The following is a 23,718-nucleotide window of genomic DNA, read 5'->3' on the forward strand; positions in this document are numbered from 1 at the left end:
TTTAATAGCTTTATCCCTGACCTCCTCTAATTTGCCTTATTCGGTTATTATTGTAGACATTGTTAATTAAATAAAACGTTAGGCCCTGTAGGGATGATTCTACTTGGGTTAATAGTGGCATGGCTGTAGTAATAATGGCGTTTAATATGCTGGAAATTAACCGTCTCTGAGATCCCTTTGGTTTCATATAAGCGTTTCAAATAGGCATTTAAGTTAGGGTAATCAAGCAGTCTTTTTAAGTTGCACTTAAAATGATTGAAGTACACCACATCAAAACGGATTAAGGTTGTAAATAAACGCCAGTCTGCTTCTGTTTGCTGTTCCCCTAGTAGGTAAGTTTGCTTGGCAAGTTTGTCCTCTAAAAAGTCTAGTGTAGAAAACAGAGGAATCAAGGCTTCTTCGTAAGCCGCTTGTGTGGTGGCAAAGCCACATTTATAAACACCATTATTGAGCGTGTGATAAATTCGATCGTTGAGTTGGTCTATGTCGGATCGAAGAGCGACTGGATAAAAATCCTTTGAGTTGTGCGTTATCTCATTGAATGCTGTATTGAAAATTCGGATAATATCAGCCGATTCGTTAGACACAATCGTATGTGTTTTTTTGTCCCATAGGATGGGGACGGTAACTCGGCCTGTGTAGGTTGGCATGGCTTTAGTATACAGCTGATGGGCAAAATCGAAGTGGTAAAGAGGATCTCCGGTAGGCACTTGAGGGTCTGAAAACCGCGTTTCATGTTTAAATTCCCAACCATTAGAGAGCATGTCTGGGTGCACGCAACTTACGCTGACGATGTTTTCAAGTTGCTTTAACTTTCGAAAAACAAGGGTTCTATGTGCCCAAGGGCAGGCCAATGAAACATAGAGGTGATAACGATTTTCTTCTGCCAAAAATGGCATATCATGACTCTCTTTATCATCGGTTTTAGGGATGATCTGATGCCGAAACTCAGAGTCATCACGAACAAATTTCCCTTTTGTGGCTTTGGTGTCATACCATTGGTCGACCCATTTACCTTTAATCAGTAATCCCATCGTTTTCTCCTAATAATTTATTTCTCTATTATTAATGAAACGTAAGTGTTTTCGGGGCAGAATATTGATTGTATTTAATCGAATGATTTGATGTTTTAAGGCGTTGTATGGTTGAGCGTTTACAGTCTCTTTTGATCCCATTCCTGATTTTGCTAGCCAGTGTGTATGCTAGCTTATATGTTGGGACACTGCCGCCGTTGTGGTTTGCGCTACTGCCATTTTTCCCTTTTATATTATCCATCATCGCTTTGTTGTTATCTTGGCACTTCAACAAAGGCCGAGTGCTCATCTTGGTTTGTCTACTGCTGATACCTAAACTGCATGGTGCGAGTGATGATGCTTCGATGACGGCGTATTTGGTGGTGTCGTGCTTTTGTATTGCACTCTTGTCCTTTGTAAGAGAAAGAGGGTTTTTTAATCGCTTTGTGATTAATCGATTACTCTTTGTTGGTATGTTGTTGGGGTGGTGCTACGCGGTTGAATCCCATTGGGTTTCTTTCGGCTTTTTAGATCAAGCCATTTTCCATTTTGAAACCACATGGTCGAGCTTTCTACTTTGGTTGATATTATGCTTCAGTATTGTGTTGGTGTTTGTAGGTTGGTGGTCAACAGGGGATAATTTTCAGGCGAGCGGTCTGATTAGTATTGTTAGCCTTATTGTTTTAACCCACTTCTCTGTTTCTCAAAGTCAGTTTGATGCCTTGCTGTCTGCGCAATTTCTCCTATGGATTTGGTTTTTGCTAATGGAAAGCCATCGTATGGCGTATTTAGACGATTTAACACAATTGCCAGGGCGTCGAGCCTTGAATGAAAAATTGGTCGGATTGCCTAAAAAGTACGCCTTAGCGATGGTCGATGTTGATCACTTTAAAAAGTTCAACGATACCTATGGGCACGATATGGGGGACATTGTCTTGAAGAATGTCGCCGCTCAATTGAAACGCTTTTCTCACCCAGGGAAAGCATTTCGTTATGGTGGGGAGGAATTTACCATTGTATTTCGACACAATCGCTTGGAAGGCGTAGCGGACATTCTAGAAGACATTCGTTCGCATATTGAGCAGGCCGAAGTGTCTGTTTTTGACCCTAAGAAGAAAAAAGAGGTGTCGGTAGCTGTTACGGCTAGCATCGGGGTGGCTTTTGCGACTCAAGGGGATCTTCCTGATGAGGTGTTAAAGCGGGCAGATGAAGCTTTGTACCAAGCAAAACGCAAAGGGCGAAACCGAGTTGCCCAAGCGCCCGCTTTGAAAAAGAGCTAAAGTGTAAAAAGTTGTACGATTGGTCAAGTTTTTTACCTTGATCTATTGCGCTTGCTGAACAGCTGTTTATAATTCCCTTCACTGAATTCAACGAAGCCTTCTAGGCTTTATTAAAAGCGAAGTATTTATAGTGAGTGCTTGCTTAGAAAAAGAACATTGTGAAAAAGCTCTTCTTGCTTTGAACAATAACTGAGCCAACGTGGTGCAGCAGTTAGCGTAACGATGAATGCCTATAGTCGTTTTAACGTCTCTGCTGTGAGGGGAAATGGGGAGCTTCGGCTCCCTTTTTTTATGCCAAACTTTCTGATTCGGCTCTCTCGCTTCTTCCTCTCATTAAAGAGTGTTATCTTTGCCAGCAAATATTGCGAATGGAAAAGCAATATTCCCCTTTTCGTTAATATCCGTCAGCAAATGAGGCATTATTTTGTCTGAAGTAAAGAGAGCCAAAGATCAGCTAAAGACGCACATTCGTGCTCAAAACCAAGCGCTTATCCTCGAAACAGCAGAGCGTGTTTTTGCACGCCAGGGCTTGGCAAAAACCACCACACAAATGATTGCGAATGAAGCCAACCTACCCAAAGCGAATATCCATTATTACTATCGCTCCAAAAAAGATTTATTAGAAGCGGTATTAGAACGTATCTTAGCGATGTGGCTAGCGTCGGTGAGCCAGTTTACTTTAGAAGACGGTCCGAGAAAAAATTTAACCCGTTACATCAGCGAAAAAATAGACCAGTCGCGTATCAATGTAAGTGCTTCTAAGGTGTTTGCGATGGCGCTTATTGGTGAAGATGAGTTTGTCTTGAACTATCTTCGTGAGAACTTTGTGACAGAGTTGAGTCGGGAGAAACATACGATCCAAACTTGGGTTGAGCAGGGGCTAATGGCGCCGATTTCAGTAGAGCATCTTTTTATCAGCATGTGGGCTATGACCCAAACGTACGCCGACTTTGATGCCCAGGTGAAAGTACTACTTGGCAAAGAAAGCTTGGATGAAGAGGACTACGCAGAAGCGAAACAGTTTATTACTCGAATGGTGTTGGCCGGCTGCGGTGTAAAGGAGGAGTAACAATGACTTTGCAAAGTGCGATTACCTTCTTTATTGCGATTTTTATATTTAGTGTGACGCCGGGGCCTGGTGTATTTGCGATTATTGGCCGTAGCATGATGAGAGGTGCCAAAAATTCGGTTGCCTTGTGCGTTGGGATGGCACTAAGTGACATAGTGTATTTAATCATGGCTTGTTATGGTCTGGCTGCTATCGCAGCACAATGGGAAACCGCCTTTTTACTGGTGCGTTACCTTGGGGCAGCGTATCTGATTTACCTTGGTTGGAAAATGTGGACTTCTCCAGTCTCGAATGGCAATGAAGCGTCTTCAAAAAATACGACAAATGGGCTGGCAAGCTTTTTACAGGGCTTTATGATTTCGGCATCGAACCCCAAAGTTATCGTATTTTATATCGCTTTTCTTCCTAACTTTCTAGACGTTACCACCTTACATGGCATGGATGTTTTATTGGCGGCAGTGATTGCTTTTACGGCGTTATTACTTGGTTTGTCGATTGTTTCTGTTGGCGCTTCTCAGGCTCGGCGCTATATGAAGTCTGAAAAAGCCATGAAAGGTATGAACCGATCGGCTGGCAGTATTATGGCGTTGGCTGGCTGCTATTTAGGCTTAAAGGGATAGTGTGAAAAAAGCGGCGTTAAAGAGAGTGTGAAAAGAATCGATATTGGAAAGGTAGGCCATCCAGCGCAAAGCTAGATGGCCTTTTTTACTAGCGAGTTCCGTAAATTCGGTCGCCAGCGTCGCCAACACCTGGGCGAATGTAGGCGTGTTCGTCTAATTCTCGGTCAATTGCCCCTACATACATAGGCACATCGCTGTGGGCTTTTTTGAAGGCTTCAATGCCTTCAGGTGCTGCAAATAGGCAAATGAAACGAATGTCTTTCGCTCCCATCTCTTTCATTTTATCGATGGCTGCGATAGCTGAATTCCCCGTTGCTAACATAGGGTCAACGACAATGATGGTTCTTTCGTCTACAGAGTGAGGCATCTTTAAGTAGTATTCTACTGGTTGCTTGGTCTCTGGATCACGATACATACCCACGTGGCCAACACGGGCAGAAGGAGACAGCTTAAGCACGCCTTCTGCTAAGCCGTTGCCGGCACGCATGATGGTTACTATGCATAATTTTTTGCCTTTTAACATTGGGCTCAATGTTGTTTCTAAAGGTGTTTCTACCTCGGTATCCACTGTTTCTAAATCACGAGTCGCTTCGTAACCAATTAAGGTCCCTAACTCTTCTACCAACATGCGGAACTCTCGAGTGTTGGTGTTTTTGTCTCTCAAACTGGTCAGTTTATGTTTAACAAAAGGGTGATTGATCACGAAAATATCAGGGTAAGTCTTAAGGAGCTCATCGCGAGTCATGGTTGTTTCCTTCTATTTAAATGGAGGCGGCGCGTTGTTAATAAATATTGTGCAGGAATGATACCACAATGGTTTTGTTGATTAATCAGCAATCCTGTCTTTTTGGTTAGCACGCTTAGGAATGGGCAAAGAATAGGAAAAAGACAGTTAGGGATTGTTTTCATTCGGATTGGCATTACATAAATGAGTAACGTAGCTAGATTCTAGTGCAGTATTTTGAATCTCAATATTGAGAGCGAAACTTGGATTCATTGAGAAGTAGATTATGAATAATGATGATCAGTACCCAGATGTAGAAGATGAACAAATAACAGACGTTGAAGAAGACAGTGTCGCGATTAATGACCCAAGAGGCTTAGCATTACCGGATGATGTGCTGCCTGATACTCTGTATCTTTTGCCTATCTCCAGCCGACCTTTCTTCCCCGCTCAAGTACAGCCTGTGATGGTGGATGCAGACCCATGGGAAGATACGTTAGATCGCATTGCCGAGGATCCTCAGACAGCAGTGGGATTGGTGTATGTCGACAAAGTAAAAGGGGCGCCACCGGTTGAATCTTTTCGGGCCATCGGTTGTGTTGCCCGCGTACACAAGGCAGAAAAACAAAATGATAAAATCACCTTCTTAGCGCAAGGGGTGAAACGCTTTGAAGTGGTTGAGTGGTTAAGTGAAACCACGCCGTACTTAGCACGTGTTCGTTACATTAACGATTCTAAAAAGAGTGATGATGAAACGAAAGCGTATTCCATTGCTATTTTAGACTCGATTAAAGAGTTGATCCGTTTAAACCCTCTTTTCAGTGAAGATTTACGTCAATACATTGGCCGTTTTTCTTTTAACGAGCCTGGATTACTGGCAGATTTTGCCGCATCGATCACTTCTGCGGATGGGAAGGATTTATACGAGGTACTAGAAACGGCGCAGGTTCAGGCAAGAATGCACTTGTCGCTTACCTTGATCAAAAAAGAACTCGAGATTGCCCGTCTTCAGAATGAAATTAGTGCGGAAGTAAATGACAAAATCAGTCAGCATCAGCGCGAGTTCTTCTTAAAAGAGCAGCTTAAAGTCATTCAAAAAGAGTTGGGCATTTCGAAAGATGATCGTACGTCTGATGTGGAAACATTTGAGGCGCGCCTTGAGGGGAAAACGGTTCCTGATGCGGTAAATGACAAAATCCAAGAAGAGCTTCATAAGTTAAGTATTCTAGAAACAGGTTCTCCAGAATACGGAGTAACTCGTAACTATTTGGATTGGGCCACATCCTTACCATGGGGTGTTCATTCTGCCGATAACCTTGATATTAGCGTTGCGCGAGACGTACTTGAATCTCACCATGCTGGACTTGGAGACATAAAGGATCGCATTGTTGAATTCTTGGCTCTGGGGGCGCATCGCGGTGAAATGGGGGGCTCGATTTTATTATTAGTTGGACCACCAGGGGTCGGTAAAACATCGATTGGTAAATCCATAGCAGAATCCTTGAATCGTAAATTCTATCGATTTAGCTTGGGTGGTATGCGAGACGAAGCAGAAATCAAAGGTCATAGACGCACTTATATTGGCGCGTTGCCCGGGAAATTTGTTCAAGCTCTGAAAGATGTAGAGGTTGAAAACCCCGTTATCATGTTGGATGAAGTGGACAAAATTGGCTCTTCTTTTCAGGGGGATCCCGCGTCTTCTTTATTAGAAGCGTTAGACCCTGAGCAGAACAGTGAGTTCTTAGATCATTATTTAGACATGAGAGTCGACCTTTCTAAGACCTTGTTTATTTGTACTGCGAACCAACTTGATACTATTCCTGCGCCGTTATTGGATCGAATGGATGTGATTCGGTTGTCTGGTTATATTGGCGATGAAAAGCTTGCTATCGCCAAGCAGCACCTGTGGCCGAAATTACTTAAAAAGAATAAGTTGTTGAAAAAGCAGCTTAATATTACCGATGCTGCGTTGCGCCATATTATTGAACATTATGCGCGTGAAGCTGGGGTTCGAGGGCTGGATAAACTCCTGCAAAAAATCTTACGTAAGTCGGTTGTTAGCTTAATGACGGGTGAGAAAGAAACGATCAGTGTGGGTGTGAAAGATGTAGAAAAGTTACTCGGTATGCCGTATTTCCGACCTGAAAAAACCTTGCAAGGCGTAGGGGTCGTGACTGGGCTTGCGTGGACTTCAATGGGCGGAGCAACACTGCCTATTGAAGCCAATAAGGTACATGATTTGACTCGTGGCTTGAAATTGACAGGTAAATTGGGCGATGTCATGAAAGAGTCGGCAGAGATTGCGTATTCTTATGTTTTCTCACACACCAAAAGTTATCAACGTACCCCTGAGTATTTTGATAAATGTTTAGTGCATTTGCATGTGCCGGAAGGCGCCACGCCAAAAGATGGCCCTAGTGCCGGTGTTACTATGGCAACGGCGTTAATGTCATTAGCGCGAGGTGAGCCTATTCGCAAAGGGTTGGCGATGACGGGTGAGCTAACCTTGACTGGGCAGGTGTTGGCGGTTGGTGGTATCAGAGAGAAAATTATCGCGGCAAAACGCAGCAAAATCAGTGAAGTTATTTTACCTGAGCCAAATCGCCGGGATTTTTATGAATTGCCAGAATCCGTGAAAGAAGGGATGACGGTGCATTTCGCAGAGCGTTTTGCTGATGTCGAAAAGATTGTTTTTAATCGAGGCAGCAATGATGTTCACTAAGCATTTCTAACCCCAGTTTATGGCGAGGGTTTAACTATCCTCAAAGTATCCATTCTCACCAACTAAGATACGTGAGAAAATAATTATGCCGGACGAGCACGAGCTCGCCCGGCTTTTTCATATTGGTATTAATTGTAGGGGAAGTGAATGCCGCATCAGGCAAAACTAACACAGGGCTCAACGCTAAAGCATGTGGTAACTATGTCGTTTACCAGTGCGCTTGGTTTGATGTGTATGTTTTTGGTTGATCTGGTCGACATGCTTTTCCTTTCAATGTTAGGTGAGAAAGAAGCGGTGGCCGCGGTGGGATTTGCTGGCACCATTATGTTTTTTACTATCTCGCTGAGCATCGCTGTTTCTATTGCTGCTACAGCATTGGTTGCTCGAGCCATAGGGGAAGGGGACGTTGCATTAGCGAAACGCAGAGCGGTGAATGTGTTGGCTTTCGGGGTGATTTTTTCCACCGCCATCGTGTTACTTTTATGGCCTCACATCGCAGATCTCCTCTCCTTTATTGGGGCGACTGGGCGCACGCTTGAATTAGCCAATGGGTACTTGCGCATTCTGGTGCTGGGTATGCCTGCGGTGATGATAGGTATGATAGGTTCTGGCATTATGCGCGCATTAGGGGATGCACGACGTGCCATGTATGCCACCTTAGTTGGCGGTATTGTGAACGCTATCCTAGACCCTATTTTTATATTTGCATTGGGGATGGGGGTGCAAGGCGCTGCGCTAGCGTCTTTGATTGCGCGATTTTCTATGGTCGTGGTGTCGTATTATGGCGTGGTTCATGTTCATAAAATGCTGGGGAAATTTGACCTCGTTGGCTTTTTTAAAGATCTTAAGCCGATCTGTAGAATCGCCTTACCTGCGATGCTGACGAGCTTGTCCTCACCATTGGCCAACACCATTGTTATGAGTCATACCGCCACCTTTGGGGATGATGCTGTCGCTGCAATTGCCATTATTGGGCGTATTATCCCTGTGGTATTTGGTGGTTTGTTTGCCTTATCTGGTGCAGTGGGGCCTATTCTTGGGCAGAACTACGGTGCGCGACGATTTGATCGCATGCATGGCGCCATTTATAGCGCGGTCACTTACGCTTTTGTGTATTGTTTTGTTCTGTGTATTGCTTTGTATCTTATGCAGGATTGGTTGGTTTCTGTGTTTAATGCAACGCAAAGAACCGCTGATCTTATTCGCTTTTTTGCGACCTATGTGTCTTTTAGCTTCTTTTTTCAAAGCTTGTTGTTTATTGCGATCGCCGTGTTCAATAACTTGGGAAAACCCTTTAACAGTACCTTGTTAAATTTTGGGCGTGCAACGCTAGGGACTTGGCCGCTGATCTTTGTGTTTGGTTTCTTTATGGGAGCCGAAGGGGTGTTGTTTGGTCAAGCCGTGGGCTCGGTTGTGTTTGGCTGTTTAGGGTTTTATATGGCACGTCATTATATTGCCGAGTTAGAAGCGAAGGACGGCAATGGAATCTCCGCGAACTCATCTTTGGGGTACGAAGAGATTCTTTAGATGCTTTCTACGCGTCTTTTGTTGCCCAAAGAAGAAATTCTCGATTGCCATCACCGCCCTTTATAGGGCTTTCAATGTAACACTTTACTGTCATGCCAAGGTGCCTTATAAAAAGCTGAATGTCCTCTTCAAGCTGCTTTATACGCTGCTTATCTTTGACAACCCCTCCTTTGCCGACAAACTCTTTACCCACTTCAAATTGTGGTTTGACAAGGGTGATCAAATGACCAGATTGCTTTAGTAATGAAGGCAGTTGCGGCAGTATTTTAGTTTGCGAGATAAAAGACACATCCATAACAACAAGATCAAAGCCAGCCTCTGGGAAATGCCCATTCAGGTGCTCTTTTGTCAGACTTCTTGCATTAATCCCTTCTAAGCAAATGACATTGGGGGTATCTCGTAAACGTTTGTCGAGTTGATCATGACCCACTTCGATACCCACAACGCGCTCAGCCCCATGTTGAATTGCACAGTCAGTAAAACCGCCGGTAGACTGTCCTACGTCTAATACTTGAAACCCAGTGAGGTCTATTTGGGTGTGTTTGATGGCCCCCTCTAGTTTCAACGCGCCTCTAGACACATAACGATCGGCGTCATTGACAGTGACATTGAGCTTGCAGTCGGCTTCGAGCTTTATGCTGGGTTTCGTTGCCGTAATCCATTTTTCTTCTTGTAGGAAAGACACGCGACCTTCGCTGATAAAAGTTTGTGCTTGAGAGCGGGATTTAGCGAGGCCTTGCTCAGTGAGTAATAGATCAATACGAATCATTCGGTGCTCAATGGAAGTGGTAATGTTAGCGCGGGATATTAGCAAAAAGTTGCCAATCAAAGTAGATTTATGGGATCAATAAGATGAATTTCCGTTACCAATCGAATCAGTAAGGAAGAATTATGCTGTTGCAGACTTTAATCAGTGTACAGGCGCTAAACGACGTGCTTGAGCAAGAAAATACAGTAATTTTAGATTGTCGGTTTTATCTAGTGGATCATAAGAAGGGGAGATATGAATACGAAAAGGGTCATGTCCCCAAGGCGATTTTTGTTGATGTTCATCATGAGTTAGCGGGTAAAGAGACAGAATTAACGGGTCGACACCCGCTACCGGAGCAAGAAGATTTTGCCGATCAACTTCAGCGTTGGGGCATTGATCAGCATTCTCGCGTGATCGTTTACGATGACATGGGAGGTGCTATCGCAGCGCGTGCTTGGTGGATGCTTTCCCAGCAAGGGATTGAGACCTACGTATTAGATGGAGGCATTGCCGCTTGGCAGACGCCGCTTGCAACGCAAATTGAGAGACCTGTCGCTTCCTCTTATCGCTTTAATGTGTCTTTCCCTTGGCAAGTAACGGAAAGAGACGTTGTTGAAAATTTCGAACTGGGTTCTTTTCAGTTGGTGGATGCTCGTGCTTCTGATCGATTTTATGGTGAAAATGAAACGTTAGACCCTATTGCTGGGCATATTCCAGGAGCGATCAATCGTCCTTTTTCTAAAAACCTCACTGAAGGTGCTTCGTTTAAATCTAAAGAGGCTTTAGCCAGCGAATGGCATGCTCTATTAAGAGGAAGCGAAAATGTGGTGCATTATTGTGGTTCCGGCATTACATCGTGCCATAACGTATTGGCCATGAATTGTGCTGGGATAGAAGCGAAAAGAGTGTATGTAGGCTCTTGGAGTCAATGGGCTAAACGCATGTTGCGTGCAGCAGAAATAGGGGCTTAAACTTATCATAGATAAAAGCCGCGGCTTTTGAACTGGCCTCTTGTCGCTGCGGCTTTTAGGGTTATGTGTTATTTGGGCGTGACGCCAGACAGGAAGATTTGAACTTGTTGATGGGCGTCTCCCCAGATGTGGGATTTAATACTAAGAATGAATTTTTCAGCTTCTTTTAGTGACACTATGCCATCCAATAATCGAATGCCTATGCCTTCTTGAGTAAAAAAGAAGTGCCAGATGTGGTTGTCGATGGAGACTTCACCTTCTCCGTTCTCGTAGGATACCTGGGTAAAAGAATAATCAGAAGGAACAAAGCAGGCTAACTCTTGCCCAGCGCCTCCATAATTTAGGTCGGGAATATAGCCTTGACGATCAACCAGTTCAAACTTCATAGAGAACTCCTCATCTTGTTTTCTTTTAGAGTAGTTTTAAATAATGCTTTTGACTATGTCTTTTTCATCAAAGGGGAGAAAGGTTAAGCTTCAGTGTCTACTTATGGCGTAATTTGGGGTGGAGTAATGATAGAAGCGAGCGGAATAATGACGTGAGATGAATCTCACGTCATCTAAAAAGCTATGCCATACCTAGAGAGTGTTCTAATGTTTTCCAGCGTTTGACCAATTTGAACCGAGCCAATGCTTTTATATTGCTCACAAGAAATAGTTTCAGGCCGTAGCGTCTGGTACCTAATCCATCAATGATTTTGGGAACATAGCCATTTTCTGTTTTTTTCAAAAGGATCTGGTCTTTTGTTACGTCACCCAACAAAATGGCGTTTTTATATAGATCTTGAAAAACAGTACCTAGTATCTCTTTAGCTTCAGTCTCAGAAATGATTTTATTTTTTAATAACGAATAAATAGACTGGCTTGAAGTGCCGTCGTTATCTGTAACCTTTTCAAAGACTAACCCTTCTCCCATGTTGGTTGTTACTTCACCATAGAATTCAGAAAGGAAAGGGGATAGGTTTTTTCTTTTTTTTAATTTTGTGTAATAGTATTTTTCTATTTTATTTTGACTTCTGTGTTTTCTTCTTTGAACTTTTACACACAAGTCTCTATTCAAAGGGTTGGTGTAGCAAGCTCGCTCATTTCCTTTGCCAATAAAATCGGATTCTTTAAGAAAAAGTGGTTTGTCTTTTGGTAAGGCTAAACTGAAAGAAGTCATGGTAAGCACACCCTAAACATATATTTGTTACTGGGATGTTAAGTTTTTTTTATTTATTTTTCATTTTTTTTGAGGGAGAAGATAGATCTTCCATCTTACATTCACATTTTGTTCACTTTTTTAATGGCGATTCTTGAATGGAGAAGGGAAAACTTATACAGAAAGCAGCTTGATAGTCAGCTTTTGAGTGTCTTCAAAAGGAATGTCTGTATTGAAGTATATGATTTTATTGGGCCTTATCAGGACAGAGCTTTCTAAGTAAAAATGGCTGAGAAAATTGATGGTTTGCTCTGAAAGCTCATTTCTTCTAGATAAAATGACATCGGCAGGAGCGTCTAACTGAATGATTGTTTTTGGTGCAGGAATAAATCTGCTCTTAATCGAGATCTTCTGGCTGGATTTTGGAGGGGCTTCGGCTCTCAAGTGAGAGGCGAGATGATCATTAGTGTAGCGATCACAGAGGATTTTTTTTGTTGAAAAAAAAGACAGTATTGATTTGATATAAAGTCGTAATAGAGAGGAAATTAAAACCGCATTGGGGTGTAAATCATCGTAATTATTTTTCGATGTATATTTTCTCTGTTGTAGGGAATAGAGGACTTTATAAGTAAGGGATCTACGGAAAACACTTTTATAGCGAAGCGGTTTAGAAGGGGTGTCTTGTTGAATGACAGAAGCGATGGTGCTTTTGCCTACGCCATCAGGGCCAATAAGGCAGATGAAATTGTTTTTAAAAATCTTAACATTACGTATTTTGTTCCATAGGAAGCAGGCATTTTTTTTAGTGGGTAGTTGTGTTTTGCTTCTTACTAACCTCTCAGAGGCTAAGAGCTCTATATGAAGTTGCGCAACCTCATCAATGTTTGGCGAGACGATTGATAGGGTTTTTTGATGATGGTTCTTGTTATAAAAAACAAAACTAATAGATTCTTTTCTACAAAAGTCTTTTATTGTCTTTAGCAATAAAACTAAATTCTTATGTTCTAAGTATATGACCTTGTTGAGCGTATCTTGCTCTTTTTGAAACGGTAAAATAGAGAGTCTAAAGTGACTCTGAGAAATTAAAGTTGTTAAGATTTTATTAAGAAGATTAGTCATGGTCACTGTTTGAATGAAAGTAAGATGCGCTAAACATGCATTAATTACAGGGGATGATAAAACGTTTGTATTTATTAATCATCCTTTTAGTAGCGTTATGGTTATGTTTACTCGCTGTTTAGCTACCTTGCTACTTATAGGGATATATTAAGGAGAATGGCTGGTAAATATGCAGGATAGATACGCATATTTACCAAGTATACTCAAACTTACTGCCCCTTTTTGTATAGGGCCAAATAGCGCTCAGCCATTTTTTTCGGGGTGTAGTTTTCAAGGCGAGCAGTCGCGCCAGCGACCAGAGACTGTTGCAAGGCTTTGTTGCAAGAGAGGGTTACGATGGCCTCTTTAAGCGCTTCACTGTCATTAGCTGGCACTAACAACCCAGTTTCTTGGTGGATGACAATATCTGGAATGCCACCAACGTCAGAGGCGATAATAGGCACGCCCGCGTCCATGACATCCAATAGGGTGGAGCCAAGCCCTTCGTTTCTTGATGGAAAGGCGAAGAGGTCAAAAAAGGGTAAATAATCCCCAATATTGGGCTTGAACCCCATCCAAGTTACATTGCTGCTCTTTTCTGAATAGGCTTTGAGTTCGTCTTTATCTGCGCCGTCACCAAAGAAGACGAAGTGGAATTCAGGGTGAGTTTTTTCCAGCTTCACCGCGGCATCGAGTAACACTTTTTGCCCTTTATGTCGGTCGACTAGTGCGCCAACGTGACCAATGATGACTTTGCCGGGAAAGAGGGATCTAAACTTCTCCCCTTCTTCTTTATGGCGTTCTAAGTGCGCCAAGGTACTCGGTATCTGCTCCACATCGCCCCAGCCCTTATCTCGGATATGGTTGGCGATTAAGCTCGATATACCAACGCGAAAAAGTGCATTTTGGTAAGAACGAGTGTTTGACCATTTATCTTTAATCGGTGTGTCAACACGTCGAGTTAAAAGGTAAGGGGTTTTACGCAACAGTTTATGTAAGTAAGCCCAATGAACGGCTTTGGCTTCATGAGCATGCACTATATCGACTTTTGGTGCGCTGAAATGACCATCAAGCTGGTGGTTGGCCGTTAGAAAGGTCACCTTATTTATCAGCTTTAATCTGTCTCGTAACGGTGAGTCATCTCGGCAGGCCACGATTTGCGTGACATCAAAATGTTTAGCAAGTGCGGTTATTAATAGCTCAGTTTGCCTTTCGCCGCCACGAAACCCTTTTGCAAGGTTGACGTGCATAATAGTAAGAGTATTAGTCAAAATAGGGGGCCTAGTTGATTACCAAATATTGTTGAAATCGTCTTGTTTCGTCACGCTGGGATCACGTTGATATTCAAGTAGTTTTGCGTATTTCAAATAGCTATTAATCGCCGAGCTTAATGCGACAGTCATTCCATCCACACCGCCTAAAAAACCCCGTTGAAAAATATACTTACGAATAAACGCATTGAGGCCATGTAAGAAGGGGGAAAAAGCGTTGGCTTTTTTGCCTTTCGCATACATTATTTTAGCGGCACGGCCACTGAAGTTACGTCCCGGCTTAGCGAACAATTCGCCTATATTCTTAAAGGAAAAATGAATAATGTCAGCGTTAATTTCTTGTACAGATTTGGCCTGTACGCTGGAATGTTGTTTGACATCGGCAAAGCGAGTTTTGTCGGTATTGTAAAGACGTATGCAGCGATCTGGGTACCATCCGCACTGCTTAATCCAGCGACTGCCTATCATATTTTGGCGACGGAATGAGAAGCCTTCGACCGATGCTGAAGATAAATCCAGTTGGCTGATAGCGAGGGACATTTCAGGCGTTAGGCGTTCATCAGCGTCAAGGCTGAGAACCCAGTTGTGTTTGGTATGAGATAAAGCCACATTTTTTTGAATACCATCCCCTAAATAGGCTTGATGGACAACCGTTGCTCCTGAACGCTGGGCAATTTCGACCGTTCTGTCGGTGCTTCCTGAGTCAACCACCACAATGTCGTCACAAACGCTTTGCATGGATTCGATACAAGCAGCGATGTTGTTTTCTTCGTTAAGGGTGATTATGTTGCCTGAAATATTCATGTTTGGCTCTTTAGTATGAATGCTTTAATAGATTGATAGCGTGTTCTGTAACCAGCTTAATGCTGATTGTTTTAATGTCTTGGTTTTGGTGTGGTGTCACTTTAATGGATTTAGGGTGCGTTAGAAACCATTCAGGATTAGCTTCTTTAAATAGCCCAATGTACGGTCTTTGCATACATTGGGCGATATGAGATGGTCCGCAATCGTTAGCTATGGTTAAGTCGCAGAGCGACACCAATTTACAAATATCTTTAATGGGCAGTGCGGTGTGTAAAAACAGGTCTTTAGAGGTTGCCAATAAGTTATTCATCAGCTGGATTTCTTCTGTTTCATCTGGGCCAAGCAGAACGTGGAGGTGACATTTTTCCCCCGATTGCTCAGCTATTTTCTTGCTTACTTTAAGGTAATTTAATAACCCCCACTTTTTGTGTTCTCCACCACCGCTACCTGGCATGACCAATACATTAATGACTTGCTTGTTAATGGTAAGGCTGGATGATTCGGCGAGTTCATAAAAAGGCAAAGCGAGGGCTTCTGATAGCTCGGCTTTATCCTGAGTGAATATTTTAAGATAGTTGAGTGCTCGGTACTCTTCTTCATTCAGAATGCTGTATTGATGAGCAGGTAAACCTGCGGCTTCACTATTCACCAAATCAAAGATCTGACCATTTTTAATGGTCTTATAAAGCAAAACTGGAAAGCGATTACTCGGCCTTAAGTTTAAGAGGTTGCTGCCATTAGAGAGCGCTTTGAGCTCAGCTAGGTAATTTGTAGAATGTATTGTACTTTCTATCCAGGGGAATTGTTGGAATACCCAGCTGACCTTATGTCTTGATAGAAGAATAAGGGGGTCATCACCACAATGGCGTTGACTAAATAGCCTTAACGCTGGGAGTGTGGTGATTTGAGCGCCGAAATGAGGCCGGTTTCTGAGCAATACAATATTCGTCATGTCAGTACGGATCTTGCGATTATGTCAGGAGTGAGTTGGTTTTGGCAGTTTGTGTGACCAAGAGGGCAGGTGCGTTTAAAGCACGGAGAGCACTCTAGGTGCAAGTTGTGTATCGTCTTATTGTCAGTCAATGGTGGTGTGAATAACTCACTGGTTGAACCATAGATACCATGCACCTCAGTGCCCACGGAAGCGGCGACATGCATCAGCCCTGAGTCATTGCTGACGGCTTTTTCAGCGGCGGCAAGTAGATCTATCGCGTCAACAAGCTTGGTCTTCCCGCATAAATTGAAAGCATACTCTCCCAATCCTTTGGTGATATTCGCGCCATCTTCAGCGTCTTTAGGGCCACCTAGTACCCATATTTGATAACCCGCCTGGATGGCTTTCTCTGCTAACTCGTGGAAATAAGCGATAGGCCATTGCTTAGAAGGGCCAAATTCTGCTCCTGCCATTAAGGCAATCGCTGGGCGATCTGGCAATTGGTAAGTATTAAACAAGGCTTTTTGATTGTTAGGGTCGACTCGTAATGCTGGGTAAGGCAATGTTTTAGGTGGGTACGCCTCTTCACTAGGTAGACCAAGAGAAGTAAATCGCTTCACGGTTTGATTTAATATGTTCTTATCAAGCTTACGGCGTTCATTCAATAAAAAGTAGCGCTGCTCACCGGTAAACCCAACTCGGTGTTTGGCTTTGGCAAAAAAGGGTACTAAGGCCGACTTCCAGGAACGGGGTATCACTATGGCGTGGTCATAGTGCTCGCTGCGTAAGGATTTGCCCAGCTGTCTGCGGGTGCTAATTCCCCATTCGCCATGCCCTGTTGGTAAGGTGATGGCATTACGGACCTCAGGCATTCTCGCTAAAATAGGCGATGACCAGTTAGGCCCAATAACATCAATAATCGCCCCTTTATCACGCTCTTTTAGGGTGATAAAGAGGCTTTGCGCCATTACCATGTCACCGACCCAAGAAGGGCCGACAATTAAGTATTTAGCCATTTGAATCAAGCCATGTTAGGTAATCTTGTACGCCTTTTGCTAGGCCGCGGAAAGTACCAGGGTAGCCTGCGTCTCGTAACTTTTGGATGTCTGCCTGAGTGAAACTTTGGTAAGCACCTTTCAAGTGTTCTGGGAAAGGAATGTATTCGATTTCGCCTTTTCCGTAATGCTCAATCACGGTTTCAGCAATGGTGCGAAACGGTTCAGCATTACCGGTACCCAGGTTGAAAATCCCCGACTTATCGCCATTCTCCATAAACCAAAGTTTAGTATTTACTAGATCTTCTACGTAGATGAAGTCACGGCTTTGGCCGCCGGCTTCATAGCCATCGTAAGCGCCGAATAATTTAGGGTTTTCACCTTCCAGTACTTGATTGCGCAAATGAAACGCAACGCTTGCCATACTGCCTTTGTGCTGTTCACGAGGGCCGTAAACATTAAAGTAACGAAAGCCGACAATTTGGCTTTTTGCTGTTGGTAAAACAGCACGAATGTATTGGTCGAACTGAAACTTAGAGTATGCGTACATGTTTAATGGTTTTTCGTTTTCACGGGATTCTTGGAAAACAGGACCAGAACCATAAACCGATGCCGACGATGCGTAGGAAAATGCAGCGCCGTGCTTTAAACAAAAATCCAATACCGCTTTGGAATATTGGTAGTTTACATCCATGACATATTTGCCATTCCACTCAGTGGTCGCAGAACAAGCGCCTTCGTGGAAAACCGCTGTAGGTTTAATGTTTAGAGTGTCATTTTTTATGGCGTCTAAGAAATCGTACATGTCCATGTAATCTGCGATATCTAGGTCGGATAAATTGAGGCATTTCTTGCCGTCAGTCAGGTCGTCAACCAATAGGATGTTGCTGATGCCTTTGTTATTTAAGGCTTTAATAATATTGCTGCCGATAAAGCCAGCGCCGCCAGTTACGATATACATAAATTGTTCTTCCTCAGAGAGTAAAATCGGAATGAGATTGTTGCCATCTTATCACTTCGGCGAGGCCGAGAAAAATGTGATAGCTGCTGGTGCCTGGTAGCGGGAAGTCTTTCGGCTGGTTGTCAGCGTCAAGGTACTCATTCCAACGACCGTTTTCGATAAAGTAATGATCTTGAAGGAAGTTTAGCGCTTCAGTGATGCGCATGACTTTTTCTTCCTTGCCGATCGGCATGACCGTAATGGCTTTTAGGTATTCGGTGATCGGCCAAATGCGTTTTTCTTTGTCTATGGGGGTGTAGTCATTGCCATCTATTTGGTTATAAACGCCACCGTTATCTGCTAGACCATGGCGCGATGCGGTAAGCCAAAGATGTTGCGCCAACTCAGTATAGTCTGAGTTTGGAAGAATTTTATTGGCTTGAAACAGCAGCCAGACCCATTCGAAATGATGTCCTGGCTCGACTTGATGGCCTGTTTTAGGGTGAAGTTGCCAATCTAGAGTGAAAAATTCTCGTAAGGTCTTTGTTTTTTTCTCGTAAAAATGCTCAAGGGCCAGTGTTAGTAATGCCCCGATTTGTGTTTTGTATGTGTCGTCTTGAGTGGCTTCATAAGCGGCGATGTAACCTTCAAGCAAATGCATATGAGGGTTTTGTCGACGCAATTGAGTGGGATCAACAGGAAAGGCTTCATAAAAACCACCGGACTTAGCCGACATGTGCTTGATCAGAAAACAATGTGTTTTCTTCATCAAATCAAGAGCACGTTGATCTTTTGTGAGGGTGTAATAATGGCTAAAAGACAAGAGTACGAAGGCTAATGCATAGGCATCCGATTGAGTGTCCTTTATGGATAGGTCATCGTTGAGTGAGAATATCCAGCGTTCGTCTTGAAAATAGTGGTGAATAATAAAATCAAACAGAGGCGGTAACTGGGCGCGCCATTGTTCATTGTTGCTCATGCTGGCCGCATGACTGAAGGTATACAGTTGGCGACATTGTGTTAGCAAGCGTACACGACCTACTTTGTTTCGGCTCCAGTCGTGATTCATACTCTCATAGCTAAAGCCCAAATTTTGGTCAATACCATGCTTTGCCCAGTTAGCGAGTAGCTGATCAAAAAGGAAGTTTTTACAGGAAGTTAGGGGGGGATTCAGCATGAGTAAATTTGCCTTATTACTTGTGATGTAGGTATGTCCAACTTATTGAGTGAGTATGATAGGATGAGCGCTCTCAAAAATCGATTATTATGTGGCTATGAACTCTTCATATTTGAATTTTAAGGATAAACACATCCTCGTTGTGGGCGATGTCATGTTGGATCGCTACTGGCATGGTGGCACCTCTCGAATTTCACCAGAAGCCCCTGTGCAGGTAGTAAAAGTCTCTACTATTGAAGACCGACCTGGCGGAGCAGCGAATGTCGCTCTTGGACTTGCTAAACTTGGCGTAGCCGTGACCTTGGTTGGTGTGGTTGGTAAAGATGAAAACGCCGAAGTATTGACGCGCTGTTTAGAAGCAGAAGGCGTGAACTGTCAGTTTGTCTATTCCGATGCCTTGCCTACCATTACCAAGCTGCGTGTGATGAGTCGTCATCAGCAGTTGATTCGCTTGGACTTTGAAGAGCGAGAAGACAGTCTATCTCAAAATGACGCTGTCGCTACTATGGTAAAAGCCTGTCTGCCTAATGCCGACGCGGTGATTTATTCCGATTACGCCAAAGGCTGTTTGGCGGATGTACAGACGTTGATTCAATTATCGAATGCAGTCGATGTCCCAAGTTTTATAGACCCGAAAGGCGATGACTTTTCTATCTATAAAGGGGCAACTCTGGTTAAGCCTAACTTATTAGAGTTTGAAAATATTGTTGGCAAGTGCAGCTCAGTTAAAGAGTTGGAAGAAAAAGCCAAGGCGCTGCGTGAACAGTTTGGTTGGGATGCTTTATTGGTCACCCGTGGTGAAGACGGTTTAATACTATTAAGTGATAACAAGCCACCATACTCACTGGCGACAGCGGCAAAAGAAGTGTTCGATGTTACTGGTGCAGGAGACACTGTAGTGGCGGTGTTGACCGCTGTTTATGTCACCAGTAAACGTTTTATTGACGCTGTAGAGTATGCCAACCAAGCCGCAGGGTATGTGGTGGGTAAGTTGGGAACCGCGTCTATTAACGCCGAGCAGCTTGATGCCATCATGTATCAGCGTAATCGTACGACAAATTTTGGTGTGTTATCGCCTACGGAAGTACTTGAGCAAATCAAATTGGCTCAAGTGAGCGGTGAAAAAGTGGTTTTCACCAACGGTTGTTTTGATATTCTCCATCCTGGCCATGTAGCGTACATGAAACAAGCCAAGGCTTTGGGGGATCGATTAATCGTTGCGGTGAACACCGATGCATCAGTGAAACGCTTAAAAGGCGAGAAGCGACCGATTAATAACCTAGAACATCGTATGGCTGTGTTGGAAGGCGTTGGCGCGATTGATTGGGTGACCTGGTTTGATGAAGACACGCCAAAAGAAATAATCGAAGCGCTAAGTCCAGATGTATTGGTAAAAGGCGGTGATTACACCATTGAGAGCATAGTAGGTGCAGAGCATGTACTGTCCCATGGTGGTGAGGTAAAAGTATTGACCTTTGTTGATGGTTATTCAACAACCTCCATTATTGAGAAGGCAAATCTTTAAATGCAAGACGAAACGACATTGAATGTGAAAAAACAACAAGAAACCGCGTCTGGGATGTCACTGTATTTCAGGTTATTAGGCTACGTAAAGCCATCAATAGTGTATTTCTTATTAAGTGTGCTTGGCTATATTTTATACTCTTCCATGCAGCCGGCGTTAGCCGCATTGCTTAAGTACATTGTAGATGTTGTCTCAAATGGCACAGTGGTTGAAGGGCGTATGCTAATCCCAATGGCCATTCTTGGTGTTTTCTTAGTGCGTGGGGTAGGGACCTTTTTGGGTAGTTACTGCATGGCTAAAGTCGCCAATAACGTGGTGTTTGACCTGCGAACCAGCATGTTTAATAAAATGGTGACCTTGCCATCCAGTTATTTTAACAACATGCCAAGCGGCCGTTTATTGGCGAAGTTAACCTACGACACAGAGCGAGTCATCGATTCTGTTACCCAAGCCATTCAGGTGATTTTGCGAGAAGGGTTAACCGTTGTCGGTTTGCTGGGGTATATGTTGTTCATCAACTGGCGCCTTTCTTTATTATTTTTGTTTGTGATTCCAATTATCGGCTTGGTTGTACGGTATGCTTCTAAACGTTTTCGTAAATTAAGCCTGAAAATTCAAAATGCCATGGGTGGTGTGACAGATGTGGCCTCTGAAGCGATTAAAGGTCATGAGGTTATTAAAATTTTTGGCGGTAATGAATACGAAACTCGACGCTTTTATAAAGCGGTGCAAGAAAACCGTCGCTCACAACTGAAAATGGAATTAACCAAGGCGCTGAATGTGCCTATTATTCAGTTTGTTATTGCGATTTCTTTGTCGCTATTGATTTGGTTAGCGTTAGATCCTGCTATTTCAGCAAGTATGTCTGCCGGTGATTTTGTTGCCTTCATCGGTGCTGCAGGTATGTTGAGTAAGCCGATGCGCCAACTGACCTCAGTAAACAGCATTTTGCAAAAAGGCATTGCTGCAGCGCAGAGTATTTTTGCCTTTTTGGATCTGGACAGTGAAAAAGACACCGGAAGTAAAACGGCAGATCGCTTGAAAGGGGACATTAGCTGGAAAGGGTTAACCTTCAGTTACCCTGGAATGGATAAGGACGCCTTGAGTGATGTCACCTTGTCCTTGCCCGCTGGTAAAAAGCTTGCGTTGGTTGGTCGTTCAGGCAGTGGTAAGTCTACTTTAGCCAACCTGATTCCGCGTTTTTATGATGTGAACGATGGTTGCTTGTTCATTGATAATGAAAATATCAATGACTACCAACTAGATGATCTGCGTAAAAACATTGCTTTAGTTAACCAGCAAGTCGTACTTTTCAATGGCACTATTCAAGAAAATATTGCTTACGGTGGCTTGAAAGACGCTTCAGAAGAAGAGGTGATTGAAGCCGCAAAAGCCGCGAATGCTTGGGGCTTTATCCAAGAGTTAGAGCTTGGTTTGCAAACATTGGTGGGAGAAAACGGCGTATTGCTTTCTGGTGGTCAGCGCCAGCGTCTTGCAATCGCCCGAGCGATTCTAAAAAATGCGCCTATCCTGATTCTTGATGAAGCGACTTCTGCACTGGACACAGAGTCTGAGCGTGCGATTCAGCAGGCGTTAGACACATTGATGGAAAACCGTACGACTATTGCCATCGCGCATCGACTGTCTACGATTGAGAACTCAGATATCATTGCGGTCGTGGATCATGGCCAAATTGTTGAAATGGGTTCCCACAGTGAATTGTTGGCGAAGAATGGGGCCTATGCACAGCTTCATAATCAACAATTTAGCGATGTTGCTGAATAATTATGTGGCTTTATCGTCTTCTCTTGTTGGCATTGACGCCGCTTATCTTAGTCAAGGTTCGGCGCTTTAGAAAAAGCTACCCTGCGTATCGAGCTCGTGAAGCCTTTGGTTTTTGGCAGCCGGTTAAAGCGGATATTTGGATTCATTGTTCGTCGGTTGGCGAAGTGTTAGCGGTGCGACCTTTGGTGGCTCAATGGGTAGAAAAATACCCTGAGCGTCCCATTTTGATCACCACAATGACGCCGACTGGTGCCGAACAAGTCGAAAAAACGTTTCCGTTTGCGGTTCATCGATACTTGCCTATGGATTGGCGGTGTGCGGTGAAACGTGCCTTAAAGCAGATTGAGTGTGATCGTTTACTGATTGTGGAAACAGAGCTTTGGCCAAACCTTCTCCTTCAGGCGAAGCGAAAAGGTTTGCGTATCAATATCGTGAATGCTCGTTTAAGTGAACGCTCCTTTAAGCAGTACCAGAGATTTTCTCGACTATCGAAGCGTTTGATGGCATTGCCGAACAGTTTCTTAGCCCATGCACAGGCAGATGCGGAGCGCTTCAGTGCATTAGGGGCGAATAATGTATTGGTCACAGGCAGTATTAAGTTTGATTTGAGTGTGCCTGATTCAGTGGCTGAACAAAACTGGCATCGCCAAATGTCGAGCTCGTTTGTTTGGACCGCAGGCAGCACGCACAATGGTGAAGATGAGCCTTTGTTAAAAGCCCATCAAGCGTTAGTGGAAAAGTACCCAGATGCCTTATTGATTCTAGTGCCTAGGCATCCAGAGCGTTTTCAAAGTGTGTATCAACTAGCGTGTGAGTATTTTGACAAGGTTGCTTTGCGTAGTCAGGTAGAGCCTCAATGTTGGGCGGGGCTTAACGTTGTTATCGGTGACTCTATGGGTGAACTGATGCATTATTATCAGGCGGCAGACTTGGCTTTTGTTGGTGGCAGTTTGGTAAAACGAGGCGGCCATAATCCCATTGAACCTGCTTTGCTGGCTCGTGCCACATTGGTTGGGCCCTTTACGTTTAACTTTGCGGATATCACTGAGCAGTTGATAAAGCAGCATGGGGCGATTCGTTGCCAGAATGCAGATCAGCTACAAGAGGTGGTTATTTCACTGGCAGGCAAACACAGTCAGTGTCATCGTCTTGGGCAGGCTGCGTTGCGTTTTGCACAGCAAAATCAAGGGGCGGTCACACGGGTTTTATCTGAAATAGACTTCCGTTAAACGACTCTTTACAATAGTCCCACTATATATCTCATGGGGTGTTTTGGTTGTATTTTAGCCAAAACTGAGAAGCCTTTGCTAACCCATTGAACCTGATCCAGATCATGCTGGCGTAGGAATCGAGATAGCAAGCCTTCCTTGCC

21 protein-coding genes and 1 riboswitch are annotated in these 23,718 nt (G+C 43.7%); of the genes, 9 read left to right on the forward strand and 12 right to left on the reverse strand.

The features are described from left to right. Window positions 1-62 precede the first annotated feature (62 nt). Entirely contained in the window at window positions 63-1,034 is a 972-nt protein-coding gene (locus ACIGBN_RS01755) for a glutathione S-transferase family protein (protein ID WP_396663305.1), read from the reverse strand. Window positions 1,035-1,141: 107 nt separating this feature from the next. On the opposite strand from ACIGBN_RS01755, the gene ACIGBN_RS01760 reads away from it, so the two are divergent. From ACIGBN_RS01760 to ACIGBN_RS01770, 3 genes are all read left to right on the forward strand, one after another. Next, window positions 1,142-2,293, forward strand: a complete 1,152-nt coding sequence (locus tag ACIGBN_RS01760) for a GGDEF domain-containing protein (protein ID WP_396663306.1) — start codon at window positions 1,142-1,144, stop codon at window positions 2,291-2,293. Between the two features lie 424 nt (window positions 2,294-2,717). Continuing rightward, complete coding sequence (locus ACIGBN_RS01765; protein WP_396663308.1) at window positions 2,718-3,362, forward strand: TetR/AcrR family transcriptional regulator; 645 nt, start codon at window positions 2,718-2,720, stop codon at window positions 3,360-3,362. Window positions 3,363-3,364: 2 nt separating this feature from the next. Next, window positions 3,365-3,982, forward strand: a complete 618-nt coding sequence (locus tag ACIGBN_RS01770) for a LysE family translocator (RefSeq protein ID WP_396663310.1) — start codon at window positions 3,365-3,367, stop codon at window positions 3,980-3,982. A gap of 88 nt (window positions 3,983-4,070) precedes the next feature. Here ACIGBN_RS01770 and upp read toward each other — a convergent pair whose 3' ends face one another. Then, the gene (upp, locus tag ACIGBN_RS01775; RefSeq protein WP_133001748.1) at window positions 4,071-4,727 is read right to left on the reverse strand and encodes a uracil phosphoribosyltransferase; all 657 of its coding nucleotides are present in this window, start codon (window positions 4,725-4,727) and stop codon (window positions 4,071-4,073) included. A 265-nt stretch (window positions 4,728-4,992) separates the two neighbouring features. Between upp and lon the strand changes: the two genes are divergently transcribed. Beyond that, window positions 4,993-7,428, forward strand: a complete 2,436-nt coding sequence (gene lon / locus ACIGBN_RS01780; RefSeq protein WP_133001747.1) for an endopeptidase La — start codon at window positions 4,993-4,995, stop codon at window positions 7,426-7,428. A gap of 147 nt (window positions 7,429-7,575) precedes the next feature. Then, entirely contained in the window at window positions 7,576-8,955 is a 1,380-nt protein-coding gene (locus ACIGBN_RS01785) for an MATE family efflux transporter (RefSeq protein ID WP_133001746.1), read from the forward strand. 7 nt (window positions 8,956-8,962) lie between these two features. On the opposite strand, the gene ACIGBN_RS01790 is transcribed toward ACIGBN_RS01785, so the two are convergent. Next, entirely contained in the window at window positions 8,963-9,724 is a 762-nt protein-coding gene (locus tag ACIGBN_RS01790) for a TlyA family RNA methyltransferase (protein ID WP_133001745.1), read from the reverse strand. A 122-nt stretch (window positions 9,725-9,846) separates the two neighbouring features. Here ACIGBN_RS01790 and ACIGBN_RS01795 point away from each other — a divergent pair, with 122 nt between their 5' ends. Beyond that, a complete protein-coding gene (locus ACIGBN_RS01795; RefSeq protein WP_396663313.1) occupies window positions 9,847-10,677 on the forward strand; it encodes a sulfurtransferase in 831 nt (276 codons plus the stop codon). A gap of 68 nt (window positions 10,678-10,745) precedes the next feature. On the opposite strand, the gene ACIGBN_RS01800 is transcribed toward ACIGBN_RS01795, so the two are convergent. From ACIGBN_RS01800 to ACIGBN_RS01840, 9 genes are all read right to left on the reverse strand, one after another. Next, complete coding sequence (locus tag ACIGBN_RS01800) at window positions 10,746-11,063, reverse strand: hypothetical protein (protein ID WP_133001743.1); 318 nt, start codon at window positions 11,061-11,063, stop codon at window positions 10,746-10,748. A gap of 181 nt (window positions 11,064-11,244) precedes the next feature. Continuing rightward, the gene (locus ACIGBN_RS01805; protein ID WP_341566130.1) at window positions 11,245-11,838 is read right to left on the reverse strand and encodes a YrbL family protein; all 594 of its coding nucleotides are present in this window, start codon (window positions 11,836-11,838) and stop codon (window positions 11,245-11,247) included. Window positions 11,839-11,991: 153 nt separating this feature from the next. After that, window positions 11,992-12,936 carry a hypothetical protein gene (locus ACIGBN_RS01810; protein ID WP_396663315.1) on the reverse strand — a complete coding sequence of 315 codons (945 nt, stop codon included), beginning with the start codon at window positions 12,934-12,936 and terminating at the stop codon, window positions 11,992-11,994. Between the two features lie 209 nt (window positions 12,937-13,145). Further along, window positions 13,146-14,186: a glycosyltransferase family 4 protein gene (locus ACIGBN_RS01815; RefSeq protein WP_396663316.1), complete on the reverse strand. Its 1,041-nt coding sequence runs from the start codon at window positions 14,184-14,186 to the stop codon at window positions 13,146-13,148. A gap of 18 nt (window positions 14,187-14,204) precedes the next feature. Then, a complete protein-coding gene (locus ACIGBN_RS01820) occupies window positions 14,205-14,990 on the reverse strand; it encodes a glycosyltransferase family 2 protein (protein ID WP_396663317.1) in 786 nt (261 codons plus the stop codon). A gap of 10 nt (window positions 14,991-15,000) precedes the next feature. Further along, window positions 15,001-15,942 carry a glycosyltransferase family 9 protein gene (locus tag ACIGBN_RS01825; protein ID WP_396663319.1) on the reverse strand — a complete coding sequence of 314 codons (942 nt, stop codon included), beginning with the start codon at window positions 15,940-15,942 and terminating at the stop codon, window positions 15,001-15,003. Continuing rightward, on the reverse strand, window positions 15,939-16,940 hold the full coding sequence (gene waaF / locus ACIGBN_RS01830) for a lipopolysaccharide heptosyltransferase II (protein ID WP_396663320.1): 1,002 nt from the start codon (window positions 16,938-16,940) through the stop codon (window positions 15,939-15,941). Before waaF ends, ACIGBN_RS01825 begins: the two co-directional genes overlap by 4 nt. Further along, window positions 16,933-17,880 carry an ADP-glyceromanno-heptose 6-epimerase gene (rfaD, locus tag ACIGBN_RS01835; RefSeq protein ID WP_133001739.1) on the reverse strand — a complete coding sequence of 316 codons (948 nt, stop codon included), beginning with the start codon at window positions 17,878-17,880 and terminating at the stop codon, window positions 16,933-16,935. Before rfaD ends, waaF begins: the two co-directional genes overlap by 8 nt. Window positions 17,881-17,893: 13 nt before the next feature. After that, entirely contained in the window at window positions 17,894-19,036 is a 1,143-nt protein-coding gene (locus ACIGBN_RS01840; RefSeq protein WP_396663322.1) for an AGE family epimerase/isomerase, read from the reverse strand. Between the two features lie 97 nt (window positions 19,037-19,133). Between ACIGBN_RS01840 and hldE the strand changes: the two genes are divergently transcribed. Genes hldE through ACIGBN_RS01855 form a run of 3 tightly spaced genes read left to right on the forward strand, consistent with a single transcriptional unit; the run spans window position 19,134 to window position 23,575 of the window. Then, window positions 19,134-20,561, forward strand: coding sequence for a bifunctional D-glycero-beta-D-manno-heptose-7-phosphate kinase/D-glycero-beta-D-manno-heptose 1-phosphate adenylyltransferase HldE (hldE, locus tag ACIGBN_RS01845; protein ID WP_396663324.1), 1,428 nt, complete (start codon window positions 19,134-19,136; stop codon window positions 20,559-20,561). Further along, a complete protein-coding gene (msbA, locus tag ACIGBN_RS01850; RefSeq protein WP_396663326.1) occupies window positions 20,562-22,346 on the forward strand; it encodes a lipid A export permease/ATP-binding protein MsbA in 1,785 nt (594 codons plus the stop codon). A 2-nt stretch (window positions 22,347-22,348) separates the two neighbouring features. Further along, window positions 22,349-23,575 carry a 3-deoxy-D-manno-octulosonic acid transferase gene (locus ACIGBN_RS01855; RefSeq protein ID WP_396663328.1) on the forward strand — a complete coding sequence of 409 codons (1,227 nt, stop codon included), beginning with the start codon at window positions 22,349-22,351 and terminating at the stop codon, window positions 23,573-23,575. A gap of 24 nt (window positions 23,576-23,599) precedes the next feature. Then, window positions 23,600-23,712, forward strand: a riboswitch (TPP riboswitch). Window positions 23,713-23,718 lie beyond the last annotated feature (6 nt).

Source organism: Marinomonas sp. NPDC078689 (assembly GCF_044542435.1).
Taxonomy (GTDB): domain Bacteria; phylum Pseudomonadota; class Gammaproteobacteria; order Pseudomonadales; family Marinomonadaceae; genus Marinomonas; species Marinomonas arenicola.

Coding starts and splice junctions, on each gene's coding strand:
- ACIGBN_RS01825 (WP_396663319.1), bottom strand. CDS start 15,942: ATGACGAATATTGTATTGCTCAGAAACCGGCCTCATTTCGGCGCTCAA.
- ACIGBN_RS01840 (WP_396663322.1), bottom strand. CDS start 19,036: ATGCTGAATCCCCCCCTAACTTCCTGTAAAAACTTCCTTTTTGATCAG.
- ACIGBN_RS01805 (WP_341566130.1), bottom strand. CDS start 11,838: ATGACTTCTTTCAGTTTAGCCTTACCAAAAGACAAACCACTTTTTCTT.
- ACIGBN_RS01770 (WP_396663310.1), top strand. CDS start 3,365: ATGACTTTGCAAAGTGCGATTACCTTCTTTATTGCGATTTTTATATTT.
- ACIGBN_RS01855 (WP_396663328.1), top strand. CDS start 22,349: ATGTGGCTTTATCGTCTTCTCTTGTTGGCATTGACGCCGCTTATCTTA.
- upp (WP_133001748.1), bottom strand. CDS start 4,727: ATGACTCGCGATGAGCTCCTTAAGACTTACCCTGATATTTTCGTGATC.
- ACIGBN_RS01800 (WP_133001743.1), bottom strand. CDS start 11,063: ATGAAGTTTGAACTGGTTGATCGTCAAGGCTATATTCCCGACCTAAAT.
- ACIGBN_RS01820 (WP_396663317.1), bottom strand. CDS start 14,990: ATGAATATTTCAGGCAACATAATCACCCTTAACGAAGAAAACAACATC.
- ACIGBN_RS01790 (WP_133001745.1), bottom strand. CDS start 9,724: ATGATTCGTATTGATCTATTACTCACTGAGCAAGGCCTCGCTAAATCC.
- rfaD (WP_133001739.1), bottom strand. CDS start 17,880: ATGTATATCGTAACTGGCGGCGCTGGCTTTATCGGCAGCAATATTATT.
- ACIGBN_RS01755 (WP_396663305.1), bottom strand. CDS start 1,034: ATGGGATTACTGATTAAAGGTAAATGGGTCGACCAATGGTATGACACC.
- lon (WP_133001747.1), top strand. CDS start 4,993: ATGAATAATGATGATCAGTACCCAGATGTAGAAGATGAACAAATAACA.
- ACIGBN_RS01810 (WP_396663315.1), bottom strand. CDS start 12,936: ATGACTAATCTTCTTAATAAAATCTTAACAACTTTAATTTCTCAGAGT.
- msbA (WP_396663326.1), top strand. CDS start 20,562: ATGCAAGACGAAACGACATTGAATGTGAAAAAACAACAAGAAACCGCG.
- ACIGBN_RS01760 (WP_396663306.1), top strand. CDS start 1,142: ATGGTTGAGCGTTTACAGTCTCTTTTGATCCCATTCCTGATTTTGCTA.
- ACIGBN_RS01785 (WP_133001746.1), top strand. CDS start 7,576: ATGCCGCATCAGGCAAAACTAACACAGGGCTCAACGCTAAAGCATGTG.
- waaF (WP_396663320.1), bottom strand. CDS start 16,940: ATGGCTAAATACTTAATTGTCGGCCCTTCTTGGGTCGGTGACATGGTA.
- hldE (WP_396663324.1), top strand. CDS start 19,134: ATGAACTCTTCATATTTGAATTTTAAGGATAAACACATCCTCGTTGTG.
- ACIGBN_RS01795 (WP_396663313.1), top strand. CDS start 9,847: ATGCTGTTGCAGACTTTAATCAGTGTACAGGCGCTAAACGACGTGCTT.